The following is a 17,338-nucleotide window of genomic DNA, read 5'->3' as shown; positions in this document are numbered from 1 at the left end:
ATGTCATACTCTAATAGCTTCGCTTTGATCGTTGTATTATTTATTTTGCTGATCATTGTGGGTTCCGCTTTTGTAAAGTATTAATTCCTTCACGCACTTCCGACAAACTGCAGGTTCATATCGAAAAGCGCTCCGCTTTTCATATGAGCCTGTTTTTTTGTGATTTAAAAAGAAGTTATTTCCACAATAACAAAAAATGTTTATAATAGGATAGGCTCTGAGCTGACAACGCTCAGAAATAAAACTCTCCCACAAATGAAACTTTTATACAACATTTTCGTCTTATACTGTTGTTAAGGCAATTCAATAACGGAAAGGAAAAGATCAATGTTAAATAAGCTAAAAATGTTGTATGAAAAAACAACAATGAAGTGGCTGCTCAACACTTCCTATTACTTTCTTATTCTCGTACTGCTGTTTTTAATTTACGGATTCCACACAGCAAATACAGGTTCATATATTTATAATGACTTTTAATGGAGAAAAAAACAATGAAACTGATAGAAACTATTAAAAAATACGCGCAAACACAACCCGATACCCTTGCTTTTGTGAATGAAGAAGAAAAGCTGACATACGGAGAGCTTTGGTCACAATCTGAGCGCCTTGCCGCGCGGATTCAAAGCGAAGCATTAACAGAGGCTTCTCCGATCATTGTCTACGGACATATGAAACCGGTCATGGCGGTTTCTTTCCTGGCTTGCGTGAAAGCCGGCCATCCGTACATTCCAGTTGACGTATCGATTCCGGCAGACCGGATTCTGAAAATCATCAACAGCTCAAAAGCCGAGCTTATACTCAATAACTCAGGCACTTCGGTTGACACGGGAGATGCCCTCATTTCCGTTGTGGAACCGGGCGTTCTTGAAGGAGACGGGGTGCCGGAGACAGATCCCGGACGCTGGGTTCACGGTGAAGATACCTTTTACATTATCTACACATCCGGAAGCACGGGAAATCCAAAAGGCGTGCAAATCTCAGCCGCCAATCTTCAGAGCTTCACAGATTGGATCACGAATGACTTTCCGGTGGAAAGCGGCCAAGTGTTCTTAAATCAAGCCCCGTTTTCCTTTGATTTATCGGTGATGGACCTTTATCCGTGCCTGCAGTCCGGAGGCACATTATGGACGGTTACGAAAGATATGATTAACCGGCCGAAACTGTTGTTTGAAGCGCTGAAACAATCCAACGTCAACGTCTGGACATCAACGCCTTCATTCGCACAAATGTGCTTGATGGATCCGTCTTATTCTGAAGAGCTGCTTCCTGAACTGAGCTTGTTTATGTTCTGCGGAGAAACGCTTCCCGCGTCAGTCGCCAGACAACTTAAAGAGAGATTTCCGAAGGCTCGTGTTTTTAACACATACGGCCCGACCGAAGCGACTGTTGCCGTCACTTCCATCGAAGTAACAGACGACGTATTAAACAAGTATTCTTCTCTTCCCGTCGGTTCTGAAAAGCCGGAAACCGAGATCGTGATCATCGATGAAGACGGAAAAGCCGTCCAAGAAGGGGAAAAAGGCGAGATCATTATTACCGGAGCCAGCGTCAGCAAAGGCTATTTAGGCGAAAAAGCGCTGACGGAAAAAGCGTTTTTCTCTTACAACGGCGCCCCTGCTTATCGCACCGGTGACGCAGGGTACAAAGAAAACGGCCAGCTGTTCTTCCTCGGAAGACTCGATTTCCAAATCAAACTGCATGGCTACCGGATTGAGCTTGAAGAGATCGAATACCAAATCAATCAGTCCCGATACGTGCAGTCGGCGGTCGTTATTCCATACTACCGCGAGGAGAAAATCGAGTATCTGATCGCCATGATCGTGCCTGCCGAACACGATTTCGAAAAGGAATACCAGTTAACCAGCGCGATTAAGAAAGATTTGGGCAGCAAGCTGCCTGCATATATGATTCCGAGAAAATTCATGTATCAAAAAGAGATTCCGATGACAGCAAACGGTAAAATTGACCGCAAGAGATTAAAAGAAGAGGTAACCGTATGACACCCTATGGTTCATTTCTTTTCTTCATCATATTAGGAATTTTACTGGCGCCGACCATCATTCTCGGACTGAACGGAAAAAGCTTCCGCTTATATAACATGGCGGTTTCCGTTCTGGTTCTGGCGCTTATTTTTTCAAACAGCCTGCACGGGCTGATCATGCTGTGCCTGTTTACGCTTTGGCAGATGGTTCTGATCAAAGGCTATATCGCTTACCGTCTCAAAGCGAACAGCGGCATCGTATTTTGTCTCGCTGCAGCAGCTTCTATCCTGCCTCTGGCACTGTCAAAGCTGCTGCCGTTTTTCGCCGTTGACAACTGGGCAACATTTCTCGGTATCTCGTATTTAACTTTTAAAGGGGTTCAGCTCATCATTGAAACCCGCGACGGTCTCATTAAAAAGCAGCTCCCAATCAGCAGACTGCTTTACTTTATTCTCTTTTTCCCGACCATCTCGTCAGGTCCGATCGACAGGTACCGCCGTTTTGAAAAAGACGATCAGACGGTATGGACGAAGGAGCAATACGAAGAACTGCTTTACAAAGGAATCAATAAAATCTTTCTCGGCTTTTTATATAAATTCATTATCGGCTATTGTATTAATACGTATGTCATTATGAAACTGCCGTTTTTGACTTCCGGCAGCATCTCGCATGGCTTGGCATACATGTATGCGTACAGCCTTTATCTGTTTTTTGATTTTGCCGGCTACACTGCTTTTGCGGTCGGCGTCAGCTATATCATGGGAATCAAATCCCCTGAAAACTTTAATAAGCCGTTCATCAGCCGCAATATTAAAGATTTCTGGAACCGCTGGCATATGTCGCTTTCATTCTGGTTCAGAGACTACGTGTTCATGCGCTTTGTCCTTTGGATGACGAAGAAAAAATGGATCACAAACCGGATGGCTGTTTCCAATATCGGATATGTGCTGCTGTTCCTTCTGATGGGTGTCTGGCACGGCCTTGCCCCTCAGTACATCGTCTACGGGCTGTATCACGCGCTGCTCATGGTCGGCTTTAACTTCTTTGAAAAATGGAATAAGAAATACAAGTGGTGGCCGAACAATAAGTGGACGACAGCCGTCTCAGTCGTGGTGACCTTCCACTTCGTATGTTTTGGATTTTTAATTTTCTCAGGGAAACTAATACACTAAAAGGAGATTTTCATAATGGATTTTAATCAAGAAGTACTTTCAGTTTTAGCAGAGGTATGTCAGGACGATATCGTAAAGGAAAATCCGGATATTGATATTTTCGAAGAGGGAATCCTCGATTCCTTCGGCACGGTGGAATTGCTGCTTGCATTCGAAAGCCACTTTAACATCACAGTGCCGATTACAGAGTTTGACCGGGATGCATGGAACACGCCAAATCAAATCATAAAGCAGCTGAATGAGTTGAGATAATGAAAAAGCGTTTTTTATTCGGGCCAATCATCTTGGCATTTTTACTTTTTTTCACCGCGATCTTGATTCCAAATGCATGGCTGGCAAAACTGGTTCCTAAAGATCGTGTCGAAACTTCAGCTACAGAAATAAACCCGATGATGTTCCAGGGTATGTATCTTCAAGGCAAAGCGCTTGAAGATCCGAAATATCTGCCGATTTACGGATCATCGGAATTGTCCCGGTTAGATGCCTTTCATCCGTCTAACTATTTTAAAGTAAACAACCAAGGGTTCACGCCTTACCTGGTCGGGAAAGGCGGTTCACAGTCCTTGATTCATGCAATCAACTTTGCGGCGCAGTCTGGTCAATTAAAGGGCAAGAAAATCGTTTTCATTATTTCTCCGCAGTGGTTTCAAAAAGACGGCTCGGACGAATCCCACTTTGCGCCGAACTTCTCGGCTTTGCAGGCATACGATCTTGTGTTCAATCAAAATGTCGATCCCGAGCTGAAGAAAAAAATCATCAAACGCATGCTTAAATTTCATGCAGTTACAAACGACGCTCTGCTTTCAGCCCTTTTTAAAGCCGAGCTCGATCAGGACAAAGTGGCGCTGTCCCTTCTGACGCCGCCGGCAAAAGCTTACCGGAGCATTCTGGAGAAAAAGGACATCTACTATTCCATGGTTGAAGGAAACGGACCGAAGCGGACCATTTCCCAGGATGTAAAAAACAAATCGTGGGATGAATTAAAGCAGATGGCCGAAAAGGTCGGCGCCAAAGAATCCCGCAACAATGAGTTTAAAATTTCAAACGGCGTTTATAAGAAATTGAAGCCGAAGCTGAAAAAGCTTAAAGGCCACAATAAAAAGATGAACTATGCCGAGTCAGTCGAGTTCCACGATTTCCATCTCATGATGGATGTTCTGAAAGAATCCGGCGCAGAACCGCTGTTCATCTCGGTTCCGGTCCACGGCAAGTTTTACGACTATACCGGCTTCCCTAAAAAAGGCCGGACAGATTTCTATAAAAAGATTAAAAAAGAAATCGAACAAGAAGGCTTTCAAGTTGCTGATTTAACGAATCATGAATATGATCCATACTTCTTGAAAGATACGCTCCACCTTGGCTGGAAAGGCTGGGTTTACGTCGATCAGGAGATCGAATCCTTTTATAAAAAGTCATCATAAAAAAGGATTCCCCCATGGGGAGTCCTTTTTTTGTCCGATTTAAATTTTTAAAGTTTCCAAAAATTCTATTTTGCAAATTTCTCTGAAATCTATTGCGATTATCAAGAGAAGGTTTAAAATAGAAGATAAATATTTTTTGGAAAAAGACTAGAAACGGCAGGGAGAATGAATATGACAAAACAAACGATCAGCGTACAGCTCAGTACAGCAAAAAAGCAAAAGCCAGAGGCTGACCGGCTCGAATTCGGCCGGACCTTTACCGACCACATGTTTATCATGGACTATACGGCTGAAAACGGCTGGCACGATCCGAGAATCGTTCCTTATCAGCCGATTGAAATGGACCCGGCTGCAATGGTTTACCACTACGGGCAGTCCGTTTTTGAAGGGTTAAAAGCTTACTTATCAAGCGAAGGCAGCGTTCTTCTGTTCAGACCTGAAAAAAACGTCGAGAGGCTCAATAAATCCAACGACCGCCTCTGCATTCCGCGGGTTGATCCTGACACCGTTCTGGAAGGGCTGAAGCAGCTGGTTCAGATCGACAAAGAGTGGATTCCTCAAGCTGAGGGGACATCCCTTTATATCCGTCCGTTCATTATTTCAACGGAACCGTACCTCGGCGTCGCTCCGTCCAATATGTATAAAATGCTGATCATTTTATCGCCGGTTGGATCTTATTACAAAGAAGGCATCCGCCCTGTGAAAATTGCCGTTGAAAGCGAATTTGTCCGTGCTGTGGCAGGCGGTACAGGCAATGCGAAAACGGCCGGCAACTACGCGGCGAGCCTGAAGGCTCAGGAAGTGGCGGAAAGCAAAGGCTTCTCGCAAGTACTTTGGCTTGACGGAGTAGAAAAGAAATACATTGAAGAAGTAGGCAGCATGAACATCTTCTTCAAAATCAGCGGTGAAATTGTCACTCCGGCTCTAAACGGAAGTATTTTGGAAGGCATTACGAGAAATTCCGTCATTCATCTATTAAAACAATGGGGACTTTCCGTAACCGAAAGGAAAATTTCAGTTGATGAACTGGTTCAGGCTCACAAAGACGGTCTGCTTGAAGAAGCGTTCGGCACCGGAACCGCCGCTGTCATTTCCCCGGTCGGCGAGCTGATCTGGAAAAACGAAAGCCTTGTGATCAACAGCGGACAAACAGGCGAAATCGCCAAAAGGCTCTACCAAACGATCACCGGTATTCAGAAAGGCGCTTTGCCTGACACATTCGGCTGGACAGTTGAAGTTGATAAAGTCAGCCAATCCTGCTAAGCGGTTTAAGCTCTCTTTTGCAAAAAAGAGGGCTTGCACCCTTATCGCGAAATGTACCGGCGGCAGGCTCTGTTTCCACACCGCTCGCCCCTCTTTTTCATTCCGCCTAGTCAATCCCCCGCACAAAACGATTCCATTTTATATATTTTATGTTAAAATTATCAATAACCACACCGGAAAGGAGAGATTATCCGTTCTCATGTAACATGCAAATCAAGAAAGGACGCTGAACAATGGATCAAACAAAATTGAGCGTCTGGGAAAAGAATTACACGTTCCTTTTCATCTCCAGGCTAATCAAAATCTCGGCTGACTGTTTTGCCTTCAACTCTATTTTATGGTTCTTAATTTTTGACGGAAAAGGTGCAATCGGCACCTCCCTGCTTCTTGCCGTCACTTTCCTCCCCGAAGCCTTTTTGGCGCCGGTTACAGGGCCTTTAGTCAAAAGAAGCGCCCTGAAATTCTGGATGTATTTTTCGGATTTAACAAGAGCAGCCGTCGTCATTACAATACCGATTTGCTACTTAAACGGCTTTTCACCGATGTGGTTTGTTTTAGGGCTCATGATCATCCATTCGGCAACTGGTGCGACTTATAACCCGGCGTCGATTACGCTGATTCCGCAGATCGTGAACGAAAATCTCATCCAAAAAGCCAACGCGATTCTCCAGTCTTCTTCAGAAATCATCAGGCTGGGAGCCGTTACATTGTGCGGTGTGCTGCTGACTTTTATCGGTCCTGCAACGACTTTGGTCTTTTCATTTATCTTTTATATCATATCGGGCCTATTCGTGCTTTGCATCAAATACACCATCATCCGGAATCAATCACAATCTAAGTCTCTTGCTCAAAGAGGTACATATTTTGCGAGATTAAAAAGAGGATTTACATTGGTGAAAAACCACAAAATATTATATCCGCTGGCGATTTACTGCATCTTCATGAACCTGGCGGCTTCACCCTGGGAAGCCCTTTCTGCGGTATATGTTGCAGAGGATTTAAACGGAACGCCGTTCATCCACTCGCTGCTGAAGGCTACGACGGCAGGAGGAGCATTTTTACTTGGTTTTATCCTTGCAAAAGTAAAAATCAACAGGTACGGACTCCTTTTCATCACGGCAGGCATACTTGAAGGTGCGGCTTATTTTATCGCTGGACTGAATACTTTCCTGCCGCTCGTATTTCTCGCAGCCTTTGCATTCGGAGCAGCCATCAGTTCGATCAATGTCCCCGAATTCACGATTATCCAGACATCTGTCGAAGGGGATGACCAGCCTCAAGTGTTCGCAGTCATCCATATGATCACAAATCTATCGCTTCCTTTAGGAGCAATTGCCTGCGGATATGCCGCAAAAACGCTTGGCGCGGGAAGCGTGATCGCAATCGGCGGCTTCATCGAAATCATTGCGGGCATCGGCATCCTCATATTCACTCAGCTTGCCAAAGCCCGGCAGTCAGATCTGGTCAAAGAAAAAGAAGCAAGCGCAAATATGTAGGCATGAATGGGACGGCCGCTGTTTCGCCGGGCCATTCGGACACGGCGGCGCCTATATCTATTAAAAGGTTCCGGCTGACACACCGGAACCTCAATTTTATTCCTATGCTTCTACAGATCTAAAAAACTGCGGAAGATGCTCTTTATGCGCTTCAAGCATTTCGTCCAGTATTTGTTTCGCAATCTTGTCGGACGGAACGAGCGGGTTGATTGTCATGGCGACAAGCGCGGTGTTGTAATCACCTGTAACAGCCGCTTCAGCCGCAACCCGTTCGAATGATTTGATTTGCTGGACAAGGCCCCTCACGGTGACAGGCAAATCTCCGACCGCGATCGGTTTCGGCCCGTTTTTCGTCATGACACAGTTGACTTCCACTGCGGAGTCATCCGGAATGCTTGCGATCGCTCCGTTATTCATCGTGTTGACAGGCTGAATATCGTGCTTATCATTATAAATCGAGCTGATCAAGTTGCAGGCGGCATCACTATAATATGCGCCGCCGCGCTTTTCAAGCTGGGGCGGTTTGATCGCCAGCTCCGGATCTTTATACAGCTCAAACAATTCCTTTTCAACTTGCTGAACGACCTCTGCACGCGTCCCTTCCGTTTTTGAAGCCTCCAGTTCATGTTCAAGCATCTCCTGCGTTTTGTAGTAGTAGCGGTGGTAGCCGCACGGAATCAGGCCGAGACCCCGGATAAAGTCAGGTTCCCACGATTCTCCGGAGATGTTTTTCATCGTCATCGCATTTTCGGGATCTGCCATCGCTTCGATCACTTTGTCTTTGACGCTGACGCCGTCCAGGAAAACGTCGAGTCCGAACACCATATGATTTAATCCGGCAAATTGAATGTTTATGCGGCTTTCATCAACATCAAGCGCTTTTGCAACCCCCATCTTCATGCCGATCGGCACATTGCAGAGCCCGACGACTTTTTTCAAATTAGAGTAGCGGAGCAGTGCTTCAGTCACCATGCCTGCCGGGTTGGTAAAGTTGACAAGCCACGCGTCAGGGCACAGTTCTTCGATGTCTTTTGCAATCTCAAGGATGACCGGAATGGTGCGGAGCCCCTTGAAAAGACCGCCCGGTCCATTTGTTTCCTGTCCGATCACCCCGTATTTTAATGGAATTCGTTCATCTTTTGCCCTCGCTTCGAGCAAACCGACGCGGAATTGCGTCGTGACAAAATCAGCGTCTTTTAAAGCCTCCCTGCGGTCGAGCGTCAGATGGACTTCGATCGGGACGCCCGCTTTTTCGACCATTCGCTTCGCCAGCGTGCCGACGATATTGAGTTTTTCTTCCCCTTCCGGTATATCGACGAGCCAGAGCTCGCTGACCGGAAGTTGGTCATGCCGTTTGATTAATCCCTCGACAAGCTCGGGCGTATAACTAGAACCTCCGCCAATTGTTACGATTTTCAATCCTTTTTTCATCAATTGACACCTCCGTGGACATTCATTTTTTCATACAGCTCGACAATCTCCGCGGCCAAATCTTTCATGGTCATCGCATTCATTAAATGATCTTGGGCATGAATCATGAGAAGTGAGGGTTCGGTTTTCGCCCCCTTCGCTTCATTTTGAATCAAAGCTGTCTGAAAATGATGCGCCTTGATCAGTTCTTCGTCAGCCGCCCGGATCTTTTCTTTTGCAGCGGCGAAATCTCCCTTTTTGGCTTCGGCTATCGCTTCCATGCAAAAGCTCCTGCCGTTTCCTCCGTGAAGGATAATTTGAAATATCGTTCGTTCCAATTCCTCGGACATCTTGGCACCCCTTTTCTATACACTGGCCTGTTGACCGTCGCTTACGGCCGTTCCGGCCTCCAGTTCGCTCTCTTCTCTCAGCTTTTGTAGATCCCACATTCTAAAGAACGGATAGTATACGACAAACGAAATCAACAAATTAATCAACTGCATGACCGCTCCGGAAATTTTCCCTCCTGTTGCTAAATATCCGGAAAAGCCGGGCGGCATTGTCCACGGCACCGCAATCCCAGCCGGCTTTGCGACAAGACCTGTACTCATTCCAATATAGGTGGCCGTTAACATTAACAGCGGCGACACGATGAACGGAATCAGCAGCATCGGATTCATGACGATCGGCATGCCGAAAATAATCGGTTCGTTGATGTTAAAAATAGCGGGACCGATGGCTAATCTGCCGAGCTGTTTCATCTGTTTGCTTCGCGCTCTAACAAACATCGTAATGACCAAAGCCAAAGTGGCGCCGCTTCCGCCGATGTTAACCCAAATCTCAAAAAACTGTGTCGTAAATATGTTTGGGAGCGCTTCACCGGCTTGGAAAGCGAGGCGGTTTTCGTCCATCGCACCGTACCAGATCGGCGACATCACTCCGCCGACAATATTTGCTCCGTGAAGGCCGCAGGACCACAGCAGCATTTTCACAGTTTCGGCTATAAGGCTTCCGCCGAGACTGCCTCCAAGGATGGACAGAGGTGTGCCTAAAAGTACGTTGACGACATTATGGAGGCTTCCAAACGGCGTCATCTCAATTAAAAGGCGCGCCCCCCAAATCGAGCCGATAACGGCGAATCCCGGAATCAGAGCGATAAATGATTTGCTGACAGCCGGCGGTACGCCGTCCGGCATTTTGACGACAATATCCTTTTGAACGATCCAGCGGTAAACCTCAGTCGAGAACATTGCGATCAGCATGCCGACAAACAGACCTTTGCTTCCCATTAATGAAATCGGGATGCCGCCCGACACTAAAATTTCCTCTGTTGCGCCTTCCGGTGTGAACGGAATCTGGTAGGGGGTCGCAAGCAGAAAAGCTGCTACGGCAATGGCACCTGATGACAGAGCATCAATGTCGTATTTTTCGGCCAGCCGGTAGGCGATGCCGAACGTTGCGATCAGCGCCATAATGTCAAAGCTGACATTAACCGGGTAGCTTAATTTATCAGCCCATTGCTCGCCGAAAATCCCCGCCATGAATTCCGGATATCCCGGAATCGGCAAATTGGCTAAGATGAGAAACAGCGATCCGATAATGATTAATGGCATGGTCAGAATAATACCGTCTCTGAGTGCCTGCAAATGGCGCTGGGCGGCAATTCTGCCGGCAACCGGCATGACCTTCTCCTCTAAAAACGCATTAAACTTATTCACTTGTGCCGCCTCCTTTAAGAGCCGGCAAGCTGTTCGGCGGATTTTAACACTTCTGCCCCATTACAAGTTCCGTAATGGACCGTATTGATGACATCGACGGGTACACCTTTCGATTCTCCTAATTTTTTTAATTGCGGGAGCATGTAACGGACTTGCGGGCCAAGAAGCAATACGTCGGCTTTATCGATATGATTCTGAACCTCTCCTCCGGAAACGGCCCAGATTTTATAGTCTTTGCCTTGTTCCTCTGCACTTTTTTCCATTTTCGTCACAAGCAGACTCGTTGACATTCCTGCAGCGCAAGCTAGTAAGATATTCATGTTCATATGTCCCCCTTTTACGTATCGTGTATGATCTCTTTTACAGTTCCATCATACAATGAAACCGTTTTCATATACACTTAATGATTTTCCTCAGTGAAGAGGAAAAAAGACAAGGGGACATCTTCATTTTGCATATCGATGAGCCGGCCTGCTTTTTTTGAAGACGGACATAAACTCCCCGTACGTTTTGCATTTCAGAAGCTCCCGGACAATGACCCTGTCATCTAAAACACGGCCCAAAAATTTGTACATCTCTTGCAAATTTGCTGTATTGTCCTTTTCTACGCAAAGAAGGCAAACGAATTGAACCCTCTTATTCTCCCAGACTATCGGTTTTTGCAGCGTACAAACCGCCCAAAAAGTCGAATCGGTTTTTGGTGCCATCGGATGCGGAATTGCAACCAGATTACCGAAGCAAGTGGGCGCAACGGCCTCCCGTTCAAAGACGGAGGCTTCAAGCCCAGCGTCTGCAAGCCCTGATTGCATCACTTTTCCGCACAGAAAGCGGAGGACCTCCTCTCGGGAAGACAGACTTTCCTGCAAAAAGACGAGCTGTTTTTTCGTATAGGTCGAAGCGATTCCGTCATCTTCAGCAAGCACCTGTTCTATTTTCGTTAAATCTCCCCCTCCCAATATGGCGTTAACTTGAATCACCGGAATAGGAAGATCAGCGGACAGCGGTATGGTGCTGATGACAAAATCGAGTGCATGGAGAGACATTTGATTCAGCTTGTAGTAATCAACTGTTCCAAGGATTTCAAGCTTTGAACCGAATGTAGCCCGCAGTCTGTCTTGAAGCAGCATGGCGCTTCCGGCTCCTGACGCGCAGACAATCATGCAGCGTTTTGAGGGCCTGTTCATGTTTCGTCTTTCCATGGCTGCGCCGATATGCAGAGCGAGATAGCCGACCTCGCTTTCCTGAATGTCAAATCCCGTCTCTTTTTTGATGACTTCACCAGCTTGAATCCCGGCTTCAAATGCGAGGGGATAATTGGCTTTAATTGCGTCCAGCATCGGATTTCTGATATTCATGCCGTATCTGCAGCGATTCAGAGCCGGTTTCAGGTGAAGACCGAGACCGATTTTTAATTCTTTGTCATTCCCAATGCCAAGGGTAAATTTTTGATCGATGGCTTTCATGATCAATTTCGTCACCCGGTCTGTCTCTTCATCCATCATATTTTCGATTGCATCGCTGCGAATGGAGGCCATAACCGTCCTTTTCGCGCCAAGCAGATGGATGGCGATGTAGGCCGTTTCTTTATCCGGAAATGCCACTTGCAGCTTTTGTTCAAGAGTGCGGACAATCTCCTTCGCCACTTCATATTCTTTATGATTCATAATCTCCTTTACATCTTTGGAATAAAGAGAAACATGTTTGCCGCTTCGAATACGTTTGCATGCAATGGCGACGTGAATGAGAAGGTTGTTTAGTCCGATATCTGAAAGAGAAATGTGATCTTCGCTTATTTTTTCTAAAATCGTCTGACGGATCATAGCCAGCTCTTCTTTTGGGAGGATGGATATCCGGGTGTTCATAATATCAATATCCGTTTCCCGCTTTGGAAAAAGGTGCTCTGCGATGCAGGATCGCAGCTTCATCTCATCTCCCTTCAGCTTAAAGCCGTAATTCGGTTTGATCTCCAGTTCGATGTCGTAAGGTTTAAGCCTTTTCTTCACATCTCTCATATCGTTTTGGACCGTCGATTTGCTGATAAACATCTCACCGGCTAAATCTTCAAGTTTGACATACTCCTCAGTTAAGAGAAGCCTTTTTAATAAATAGAGAATACGCTCATTCGGAAAAACGGGAGTAGAAAGCTCTTCATGAAATGTGTGCTGCAGAAGCTGGCGAAAGAGGCGGTCATTCTTGATGGAGAGCCGATAGCCTGCACCTCTGATCGATTGAACGGCAGCGCCGTTTTTGGAGAGAAGCCGGTCTAATTCTTTCACATCTGACCTGATCGTCCGAGAGGTCACATTTAGCTCATTGGCCAAATATGTGCTGGTTAACGGTGATTCTGCTCCTATCAATTCGCCGAGGATAAGCTTAAGCCGAGCATTGAGCATAGAAAAAGACCCTCCCACTAAGATACTTGAACCGAGACCAAACCCATACACTCAGGTATATTCATTCTTTTTGTGAAATTTGTCTCATAGTTAAGTAAATTCTATTATGGCTGCGCTTTCAAGTCAATTTGGCCTTTCTCCAAGAAAAAAAGCCGGTTACCCGGCTTTCAGATTCTTTTTCTCTCTTCGGCTTTTGATGATTTTCCATGCGATCGGATAGATGACAGGCGCCCATTTGACGGCGCTTTTAAACACTTTTTTCATAGCTTGACTCCCTCCTGTTTTTTTATTGTTTTCCCTGTTGAACGGGAGCCAAACCTTTTAACTATCTTGAGACATAGCGGTTTTCTTTTATCCAGAAACGCCAAGGGTATTCCCTCGCTTCTCCAGAGTTGTCAATTCCAATTCGCGGGCCGCACAAAATGTTCTGAGGTTCATATCCTTTTGCGATATAAAGCGGCGGCGATGTCAACGGTCTGCCGTAATCGTTCATCGTGATGGAAAGCGCTTTTGTCAGCTTTCCCGGTCCGTTCGTCCAATCGCGCGGTTTCTTTCCGCTCCTTCGCTTCTCCATCAGCGCGAGGCCTTCATGGGGTTCAAGCGCTCTGATCAGCACGGCCTCAGGTTCATCGGCTCCTCCGCTTACAACATTGATGAGTGTGTGGGTGTGCATGGTGTACGTATAGACCAAGCCGGCTTCATGAAACATGATTTCCGTACGTTTCGTCCGGCGGTTGCCGTAGCTGTGCGCCGCTCTGTCCCCGGGCCCTCTATAAGCCTCTGTCTCCACAATATATCCTGAAGCAGTCCCTTCTTCTGTTTCCTTGACAAGAAGACAGCCTAACAGGGATTGAGCGAGTTCAATTGTTGGTTTGCTATAAAATTCGAGCGGGAGAGGTTCGTGAGCTGGATTCATTTTTGGATGGCCTCCTTTTTGCTCAAAGGCGAAATGCCTCTTTGTCGATTGTGATATATTTTACCATTTTCGACAGACGGGATGCCAGAAAATGAAGGTGCCTTGATTAAGATGAGGATCTCCCATTGATTTTATTTTTCAGTCTTTCATGGATGACATTGACATATCTGTATTATTGTATACAATAATAATTATATTCTGAAAAAAGGAGGCGAAAGCTTTTTTCATGCACTCTTCAAATCCAGTCAAAAGACAGTCTGCAAGTGATTACGCTTACAATGAATTAAGAACGAAGATCATCGAACTTGAATACCCTCCCTCTGAACAGCTTGCTGAAGACAGTCTTGCAAAGGGTTTAAACATCAGCAGAACTCCTCTTCGCCAGGCTCTTTACCGGCTGGAGCTTGAAGGATTGGTCAGTAAACAGCCGAACGGCCGGCTTCGCGTATGCCCGATTTCGCTCGCTGAAGCGAAAGAGGTTTTTAAAGTTCGGGAAGCGCTTGAAGGACTGCTCACTGCCGAAGCCGCACAGCTGGTGACACCGGAGAGCCTTCATCAGCTTGAAGACCGCATCGAACTGATGAAACTGGCTGCCGTAAAGGGCCGCAAAACAGATACGGTCAAATACGGATCAGAATTTCATTCCATCTTGCACGCCATCAGCACAAACGCAACCGCAAAACGTTTTCTGGATCAGCTTGAAAGCAGGATTGAACGGTATCGCAGAATCAGCGGATACAAAAATCCTGACTACAAACCGTCTGTATCTTTCAATGAACACTTGGACATTTTTAATGCCGTCAAAGAAAAAAACAGCGTTTTGGCAGAAGCCGCCATGCGTTCCCACATTAAACGAAGCTTGCGTTCCATTGAAGAAACGCTGGAACGTTCATACTAATCCGCCGAACAGCCAATGCCATTCTCACAGCACGTTTTTGACACAAAAGTTAAAAAACGAATAAGAGGTGGAAAAATGGGCAAACAAGGTGTATTTAAACCGGGATTAGAAGGCGTTATTGCTGGGGAAACGAACATTTCCTTCTTAGATACGGAAGCGGAACAAATCGTCATTAAAGGCTATGATTTAATCGAACTTGCAGAACAAAAAACATATCTTGACCTCGTCTATCTCCTCCTTCAAAATAAACTGCCTGATCCAATGGAATTGCAAGGAATTGAAAGCGCTATAAAAAATTCGTATGAACTGCCCGGCGGAATCTATACCATTCTGAAGGCGCTTCCGAATAACACCCATCCGATGGATGCGCTCCGAACCGGGATTTCCGCTTTAGCTGGATATGATCCTGAATTGAATGACAGGTCTCCATCAGCAAACAGAAGCAAAGCGCTGCGCTTGATCGCACAGGTTCCGAATATTACCGCCAACAGCTACCGCATCCTTCACCAGAAAAATGTCATCACGCCTGATAAACAGCTTTCATTCAGCCAGAACTTTTTATACATGCTGACGGAAAAAGAACCGACTCCGGAAGAAACAGCCGTCTTTGATCAGACATTAATGCTGTACAGCGAGCACGAAATGCCGAACTCCACATTTGCCGCAAGAGTCATCGCATCGACAAACACAGACATATACGGTGCTTTCACAGGCGCCGCTGCATCGCTTAAAGGACATTTGCACGGCGGCGCGAATGAAGCAGTGATGTACATGCTGCTCGAAGGAGAAACAAAATCGGGCTTCTGCAAGCTGATTGAGCATAAGTTAAGCAGAAAAGAAAAAATCATGGGCTTCGGCCACCGCGTCTATATGAAAAAAATGGACCCGCGCGCAGCCCTGCTGAAAAAGGCGCTCTATTCGCTATCTCATAAAACCGGCCGACAGGATTTATATGAGATGTGTGATGCCGGCGAAAAGCTGATGCGCGAAGAAAAAGGCCTGTATCCGAACCTCGACTACTATGCGGCTCCGGTCTATTACCTGCTCGGCATACCGATCGATCTCTATACTCCGATATTTTTCGCGGCACGTTCTGTCGGTCTAAGCGCGCATGTCATTGAACAGCACGAAGACAACAGGCTGTTCCGCCCGAGAGTTCACTATACCGGACCGCGTCATCTTCATCCATAGTTCGCCTTTGATTCAGAAAGAAGGGAGATAAATGTTATGAAAACAGAAAGTCAAACGCTCCAAAATTGCGATCAATTGCTGGAAGAGATCGCAGACTATACGGTAAATGCCAAGATTTCAAGCGAAGAAGCGATTGAAACCGCCCGCTACGTCTTAATGGATACACTGGGCTGCGGCATTTTGGCGCTCAAATACCCGGAATGCGCCAAACATCTCGGCCCGATTGCCCCGGATACCGTCGTCCCGAACGGCACCCGCGTCCCGGGAACGCAATTTGTGCTCGATCCTGTTCACGGAGCCTTCAATATCGGCTGCATGGTTCGCTGGCTCGATTATAATGACACATGGCTGGCAGCCGAATGGGGCCACCCGTCAGATAACCTTGGAGCGATTTTAGCCTGCGCTGACTATGTCAGCAGGCAGCGGCTCGCGGCGGGCAAGGAACCGCTCACCATTCACGATGTATTAACGGCAATTGTGAAGGCTCATGAAATCCAAGGCGTCCTTGCTCTCGAAAACAGCTTAAACAGAAACGGGCTTGACCATGTGCTGTTTGTAAAAGTCGCCTCCACTGCTGTGGCATGTGCACTATTGGGGGGGACAAAACAGGATGTTGTCAATGCCGTCTCCCAAGCCTGGGTCGATAATTCAAGCCTGCGGACGTACCGTCACGCTCCGAATACCGGTTCGCGAAAGTCCTGGGCTGCCGGTGATGCGACAAGCCGCGGCGTGAGGCTCGCAATGATGACCTTGAAGGGCGAAATGGGATATAAAACCGCTTTGTCCGCTCCAATGTGGGGTTTTCAGGATGTCTTATTCGGCGGAAAAGAATTGACGCTCGCCAGACCGCTCGACTCTTATGTCATCGAAAATGTCCTTTTTAAAATTTCGTATCCGGCGGAATTCCACGCACAAACGGCTGCTGAAGCCGCGATCAAGCTTCACCCTGAAGTGAAGAACAGACTTGATAACATCGATCAAATCGTGATCACGACTCACGAATCGGCCATCCGGATTATCGACAAAACGGGAGAATTACACAATCCGGCTGACCGTGATCACTGCCTTCAGTATATAACAGCGATCGGGCTGATCTACGGCGATATTACCGCTGACCATTACGAAGACGAAACCGCGCAAAATCCGGAAATCGACAGACTGCGCGAAAAAATGACCACAGTCGAAAACAAACAGTATTCTACCGATTATCTCGACCCGGAAAAACGCTCGATCGCCAACGCTGTTCAAGTGTTTTACAAAGACGGCACACAATCGGAAAAAATCGCGGTCGAATACCCGATTGGTCATCGGCGCCGCCGCAACGAAGGCATCCCGCTGTTAAAAGAAAAATTCACCAATAACTTAAAAACGCGCTTTCCGGCGGGGCAAGCGGAGCGAATCAACGCCCTGCTGAATGACCCTCGCCAATTAAGCGGTACACCTGTGCCGGACTTTATGGAATTGTTTGTGATTTAGGA

The 17,338-nt window shown here is 46.6% G+C and carries 17 protein-coding genes; 11 read left to right on the top strand and 6 right to left on the bottom strand.

The features are described from left to right. The 8 genes from M1D90_RS01355 to M1D90_RS01320 all read left to right on the top strand — a co-directional run bounded on the left by M1D90_RS01355 (position 1) and on the right by M1D90_RS01320 (position 7,334). Positions 1 to 84, top strand: a complete 84-nt coding sequence (locus M1D90_RS01355; protein WP_016885663.1) for a YjcZ family sporulation protein — start codon at positions 1 to 3, stop codon at positions 82 to 84. A gap of 243 nt (positions 85 to 327) precedes the next feature. Further along, entirely contained in the window at positions 328 to 477 is a 150-nt protein-coding gene (locus tag M1D90_RS01350; protein ID WP_023856959.1) for a teichoic acid D-Ala incorporation-associated protein DltX, read from the top strand. A gap of 14 nt (positions 478 to 491) precedes the next feature. Next, positions 492 to 2,000, top strand: coding sequence for a D-alanine--poly(phosphoribitol) ligase subunit DltA (dltA, locus tag M1D90_RS01345; protein ID WP_023856958.1), 1,509 nt, complete (start codon positions 492 to 494; stop codon positions 1,998 to 2,000). Continuing rightward, positions 1,997 to 3,154: a D-alanyl-lipoteichoic acid biosynthesis protein DltB gene (dltB, locus tag M1D90_RS01340; RefSeq protein ID WP_023856957.1), complete on the top strand. Its 1,158-nt coding sequence runs from the start codon at positions 1,997 to 1,999 to the stop codon at positions 3,152 to 3,154. Before dltA ends, dltB begins: the two co-directional genes overlap by 4 nt. 15 nt (positions 3,155 to 3,169) lie before the next feature. Beyond that, positions 3,170 to 3,406 (top strand): D-alanine--poly(phosphoribitol) ligase subunit 2, encoded by a 237-nt coding sequence (gene dltC / locus M1D90_RS01335; RefSeq protein ID WP_003186284.1) that lies wholly within the window; start codon positions 3,170 to 3,172, stop codon positions 3,404 to 3,406. Then, a complete protein-coding gene (gene dltD / locus M1D90_RS01330; protein WP_025810589.1) occupies positions 3,406 to 4,575 on the top strand; it encodes a D-alanyl-lipoteichoic acid biosynthesis protein DltD in 1,170 nt (389 codons plus the stop codon). The genes dltC and dltD overlap by 1 nt, the downstream gene beginning before the upstream one ends. Before the next feature lie 171 nt (positions 4,576 to 4,746). Further along, positions 4,747 to 5,838, top strand: a complete 1,092-nt coding sequence (locus tag M1D90_RS01325; protein ID WP_035337973.1) for a branched-chain amino acid aminotransferase — start codon at positions 4,747 to 4,749, stop codon at positions 5,836 to 5,838. Positions 5,839 to 6,071: 233 nt separating this feature from the next. Then, positions 6,072 to 7,334: an MFS transporter gene (locus tag M1D90_RS01320; RefSeq protein ID WP_020453400.1), complete on the top strand. Its 1,263-nt coding sequence runs from the start codon at positions 6,072 to 6,074 to the stop codon at positions 7,332 to 7,334. A gap of 102 nt (positions 7,335 to 7,436) precedes the next feature. On the opposite strand, the gene licH is transcribed toward M1D90_RS01320, so the two are convergent. The 6 genes from licH to M1D90_RS01290 form a co-directional block, all read right to left on the bottom strand. Continuing rightward, the gene (gene licH / locus M1D90_RS01315) at positions 7,437 to 8,765 is read right to left on the bottom strand and encodes a 6-phospho-beta-glucosidase LicH (protein WP_020453401.1); all 1,329 of its coding nucleotides are present in this window, start codon (positions 8,763 to 8,765) and stop codon (positions 7,437 to 7,439) included. Then, entirely contained in the window at positions 8,765 to 9,094 is a 330-nt protein-coding gene (locus M1D90_RS01310; protein WP_020453402.1) for a PTS lactose/cellobiose transporter subunit IIA, read from the bottom strand. Before M1D90_RS01310 ends, licH begins: the two co-directional genes overlap by 1 nt. Before the next feature lie 15 nt (positions 9,095 to 9,109). After that, positions 9,110 to 10,462, bottom strand: a complete 1,353-nt coding sequence (gene celB, locus M1D90_RS01305; RefSeq protein ID WP_026580296.1) for a PTS cellobiose transporter subunit IIC — start codon at positions 10,460 to 10,462, stop codon at positions 9,110 to 9,112. Positions 10,463 to 10,476: 14 nt separating this feature from the next. After that, the gene (gene licB / locus M1D90_RS01300; RefSeq protein WP_003186297.1) at positions 10,477 to 10,782 is read right to left on the bottom strand and encodes a PTS lichenan transporter subunit IIB; all 306 of its coding nucleotides are present in this window, start codon (positions 10,780 to 10,782) and stop codon (positions 10,477 to 10,479) included. Between the two features lie 126 nt (positions 10,783 to 10,908). Then, positions 10,909 to 12,855: a BglG family transcription antiterminator gene (locus M1D90_RS01295; RefSeq protein ID WP_145625111.1), complete on the bottom strand. Its 1,947-nt coding sequence runs from the start codon at positions 12,853 to 12,855 to the stop codon at positions 10,909 to 10,911. A 325-nt stretch (positions 12,856 to 13,180) separates the two neighbouring features. Continuing rightward, positions 13,181 to 13,771 (bottom strand): DNA-3-methyladenine glycosylase, encoded by a 591-nt coding sequence (locus tag M1D90_RS01290; RefSeq protein WP_020453407.1) that lies wholly within the window; start codon positions 13,769 to 13,771, stop codon positions 13,181 to 13,183. 226 nt (positions 13,772 to 13,997) lie between these two features. On the opposite strand from M1D90_RS01290, the gene M1D90_RS01285 reads away from it, so the two are divergent. The 3 genes from M1D90_RS01285 (at position 13,998) to M1D90_RS01275 (ending at position 17,336) form a co-directional block, all read left to right on the top strand. Next, positions 13,998 to 14,669, top strand: a complete 672-nt coding sequence (locus M1D90_RS01285) for a GntR family transcriptional regulator (RefSeq protein WP_003186304.1) — start codon at positions 13,998 to 14,000, stop codon at positions 14,667 to 14,669. A gap of 75 nt (positions 14,670 to 14,744) precedes the next feature. Further along, positions 14,745 to 15,860 (top strand): citrate synthase, encoded by a 1,116-nt coding sequence (gene mmgD / locus M1D90_RS01280; RefSeq protein ID WP_020453408.1) that lies wholly within the window; start codon positions 14,745 to 14,747, stop codon positions 15,858 to 15,860. 36 nt (positions 15,861 to 15,896) lie between these two features. Next, positions 15,897 to 17,336, top strand: coding sequence for a bifunctional 2-methylcitrate dehydratase/aconitate hydratase (locus tag M1D90_RS01275; protein ID WP_130569284.1), 1,440 nt, complete (start codon positions 15,897 to 15,899; stop codon positions 17,334 to 17,336). Positions 17,337 to 17,338: the final 2 nt, after the last annotated feature.

Source organism: Bacillus sp. JZ34, assembly GCF_053903205.1.
This window is presented reverse-complemented; position numbering and strand designations above follow the sequence as displayed.

Bases quoted from the DNA above. Each gene is read 5' to 3' on its own strand.
- M1D90_RS01350 (WP_023856959.1), top strand. From the start codon at position 328: ATGTTAAATAAGCTAAAAATGTTGTATGAAAAAACAACAATGAAGTGG.
- M1D90_RS01290 (WP_020453407.1), bottom strand. From the start codon at position 13,771: ATGAATCCAGCTCACGAACCTCTCCCGCTCGAATTTTATAGCAAACCA.
- M1D90_RS01355 (WP_016885663.1), top strand. From the start codon at position 1: ATGTCATACTCTAATAGCTTCGCTTTGATCGTTGTATTATTTATTTTG.
- licH (WP_020453401.1), bottom strand. From the start codon at position 8,765: ATGAAAAAAGGATTGAAAATCGTAACAATTGGCGGAGGTTCTAGTTAT.
- M1D90_RS01310 (WP_020453402.1), bottom strand. From the start codon at position 9,094: ATGTCCGAGGAATTGGAACGAACGATATTTCAAATTATCCTTCACGGA.
- M1D90_RS01320 (WP_020453400.1), top strand. From the start codon at position 6,072: ATGGATCAAACAAAATTGAGCGTCTGGGAAAAGAATTACACGTTCCTT.
- dltB (WP_023856957.1), top strand. From the start codon at position 1,997: ATGACACCCTATGGTTCATTTCTTTTCTTCATCATATTAGGAATTTTA.
- M1D90_RS01275 (WP_130569284.1), top strand. From the start codon at position 15,897: ATGAAAACAGAAAGTCAAACGCTCCAAAATTGCGATCAATTGCTGGAA.
- M1D90_RS01325 (WP_035337973.1), top strand. From the start codon at position 4,747: ATGACAAAACAAACGATCAGCGTACAGCTCAGTACAGCAAAAAAGCAA.
- dltC (WP_003186284.1), top strand. From the start codon at position 3,170: ATGGATTTTAATCAAGAAGTACTTTCAGTTTTAGCAGAGGTATGTCAG.
- M1D90_RS01295 (WP_145625111.1), bottom strand. From the start codon at position 12,855: ATGCTCAATGCTCGGCTTAAGCTTATCCTCGGCGAATTGATAGGAGCA.
- dltA (WP_023856958.1), top strand. From the start codon at position 492: ATGAAACTGATAGAAACTATTAAAAAATACGCGCAAACACAACCCGAT.
- mmgD (WP_020453408.1), top strand. From the start codon at position 14,745: ATGGGCAAACAAGGTGTATTTAAACCGGGATTAGAAGGCGTTATTGCT.
- licB (WP_003186297.1), bottom strand. From the start codon at position 10,782: ATGAATATCTTACTAGCTTGCGCTGCAGGAATGTCAACGAGTCTGCTT.
- dltD (WP_025810589.1), top strand. From the start codon at position 3,406: ATGAAAAAGCGTTTTTTATTCGGGCCAATCATCTTGGCATTTTTACTT.
- M1D90_RS01285 (WP_003186304.1), top strand. From the start codon at position 13,998: ATGCACTCTTCAAATCCAGTCAAAAGACAGTCTGCAAGTGATTACGCT.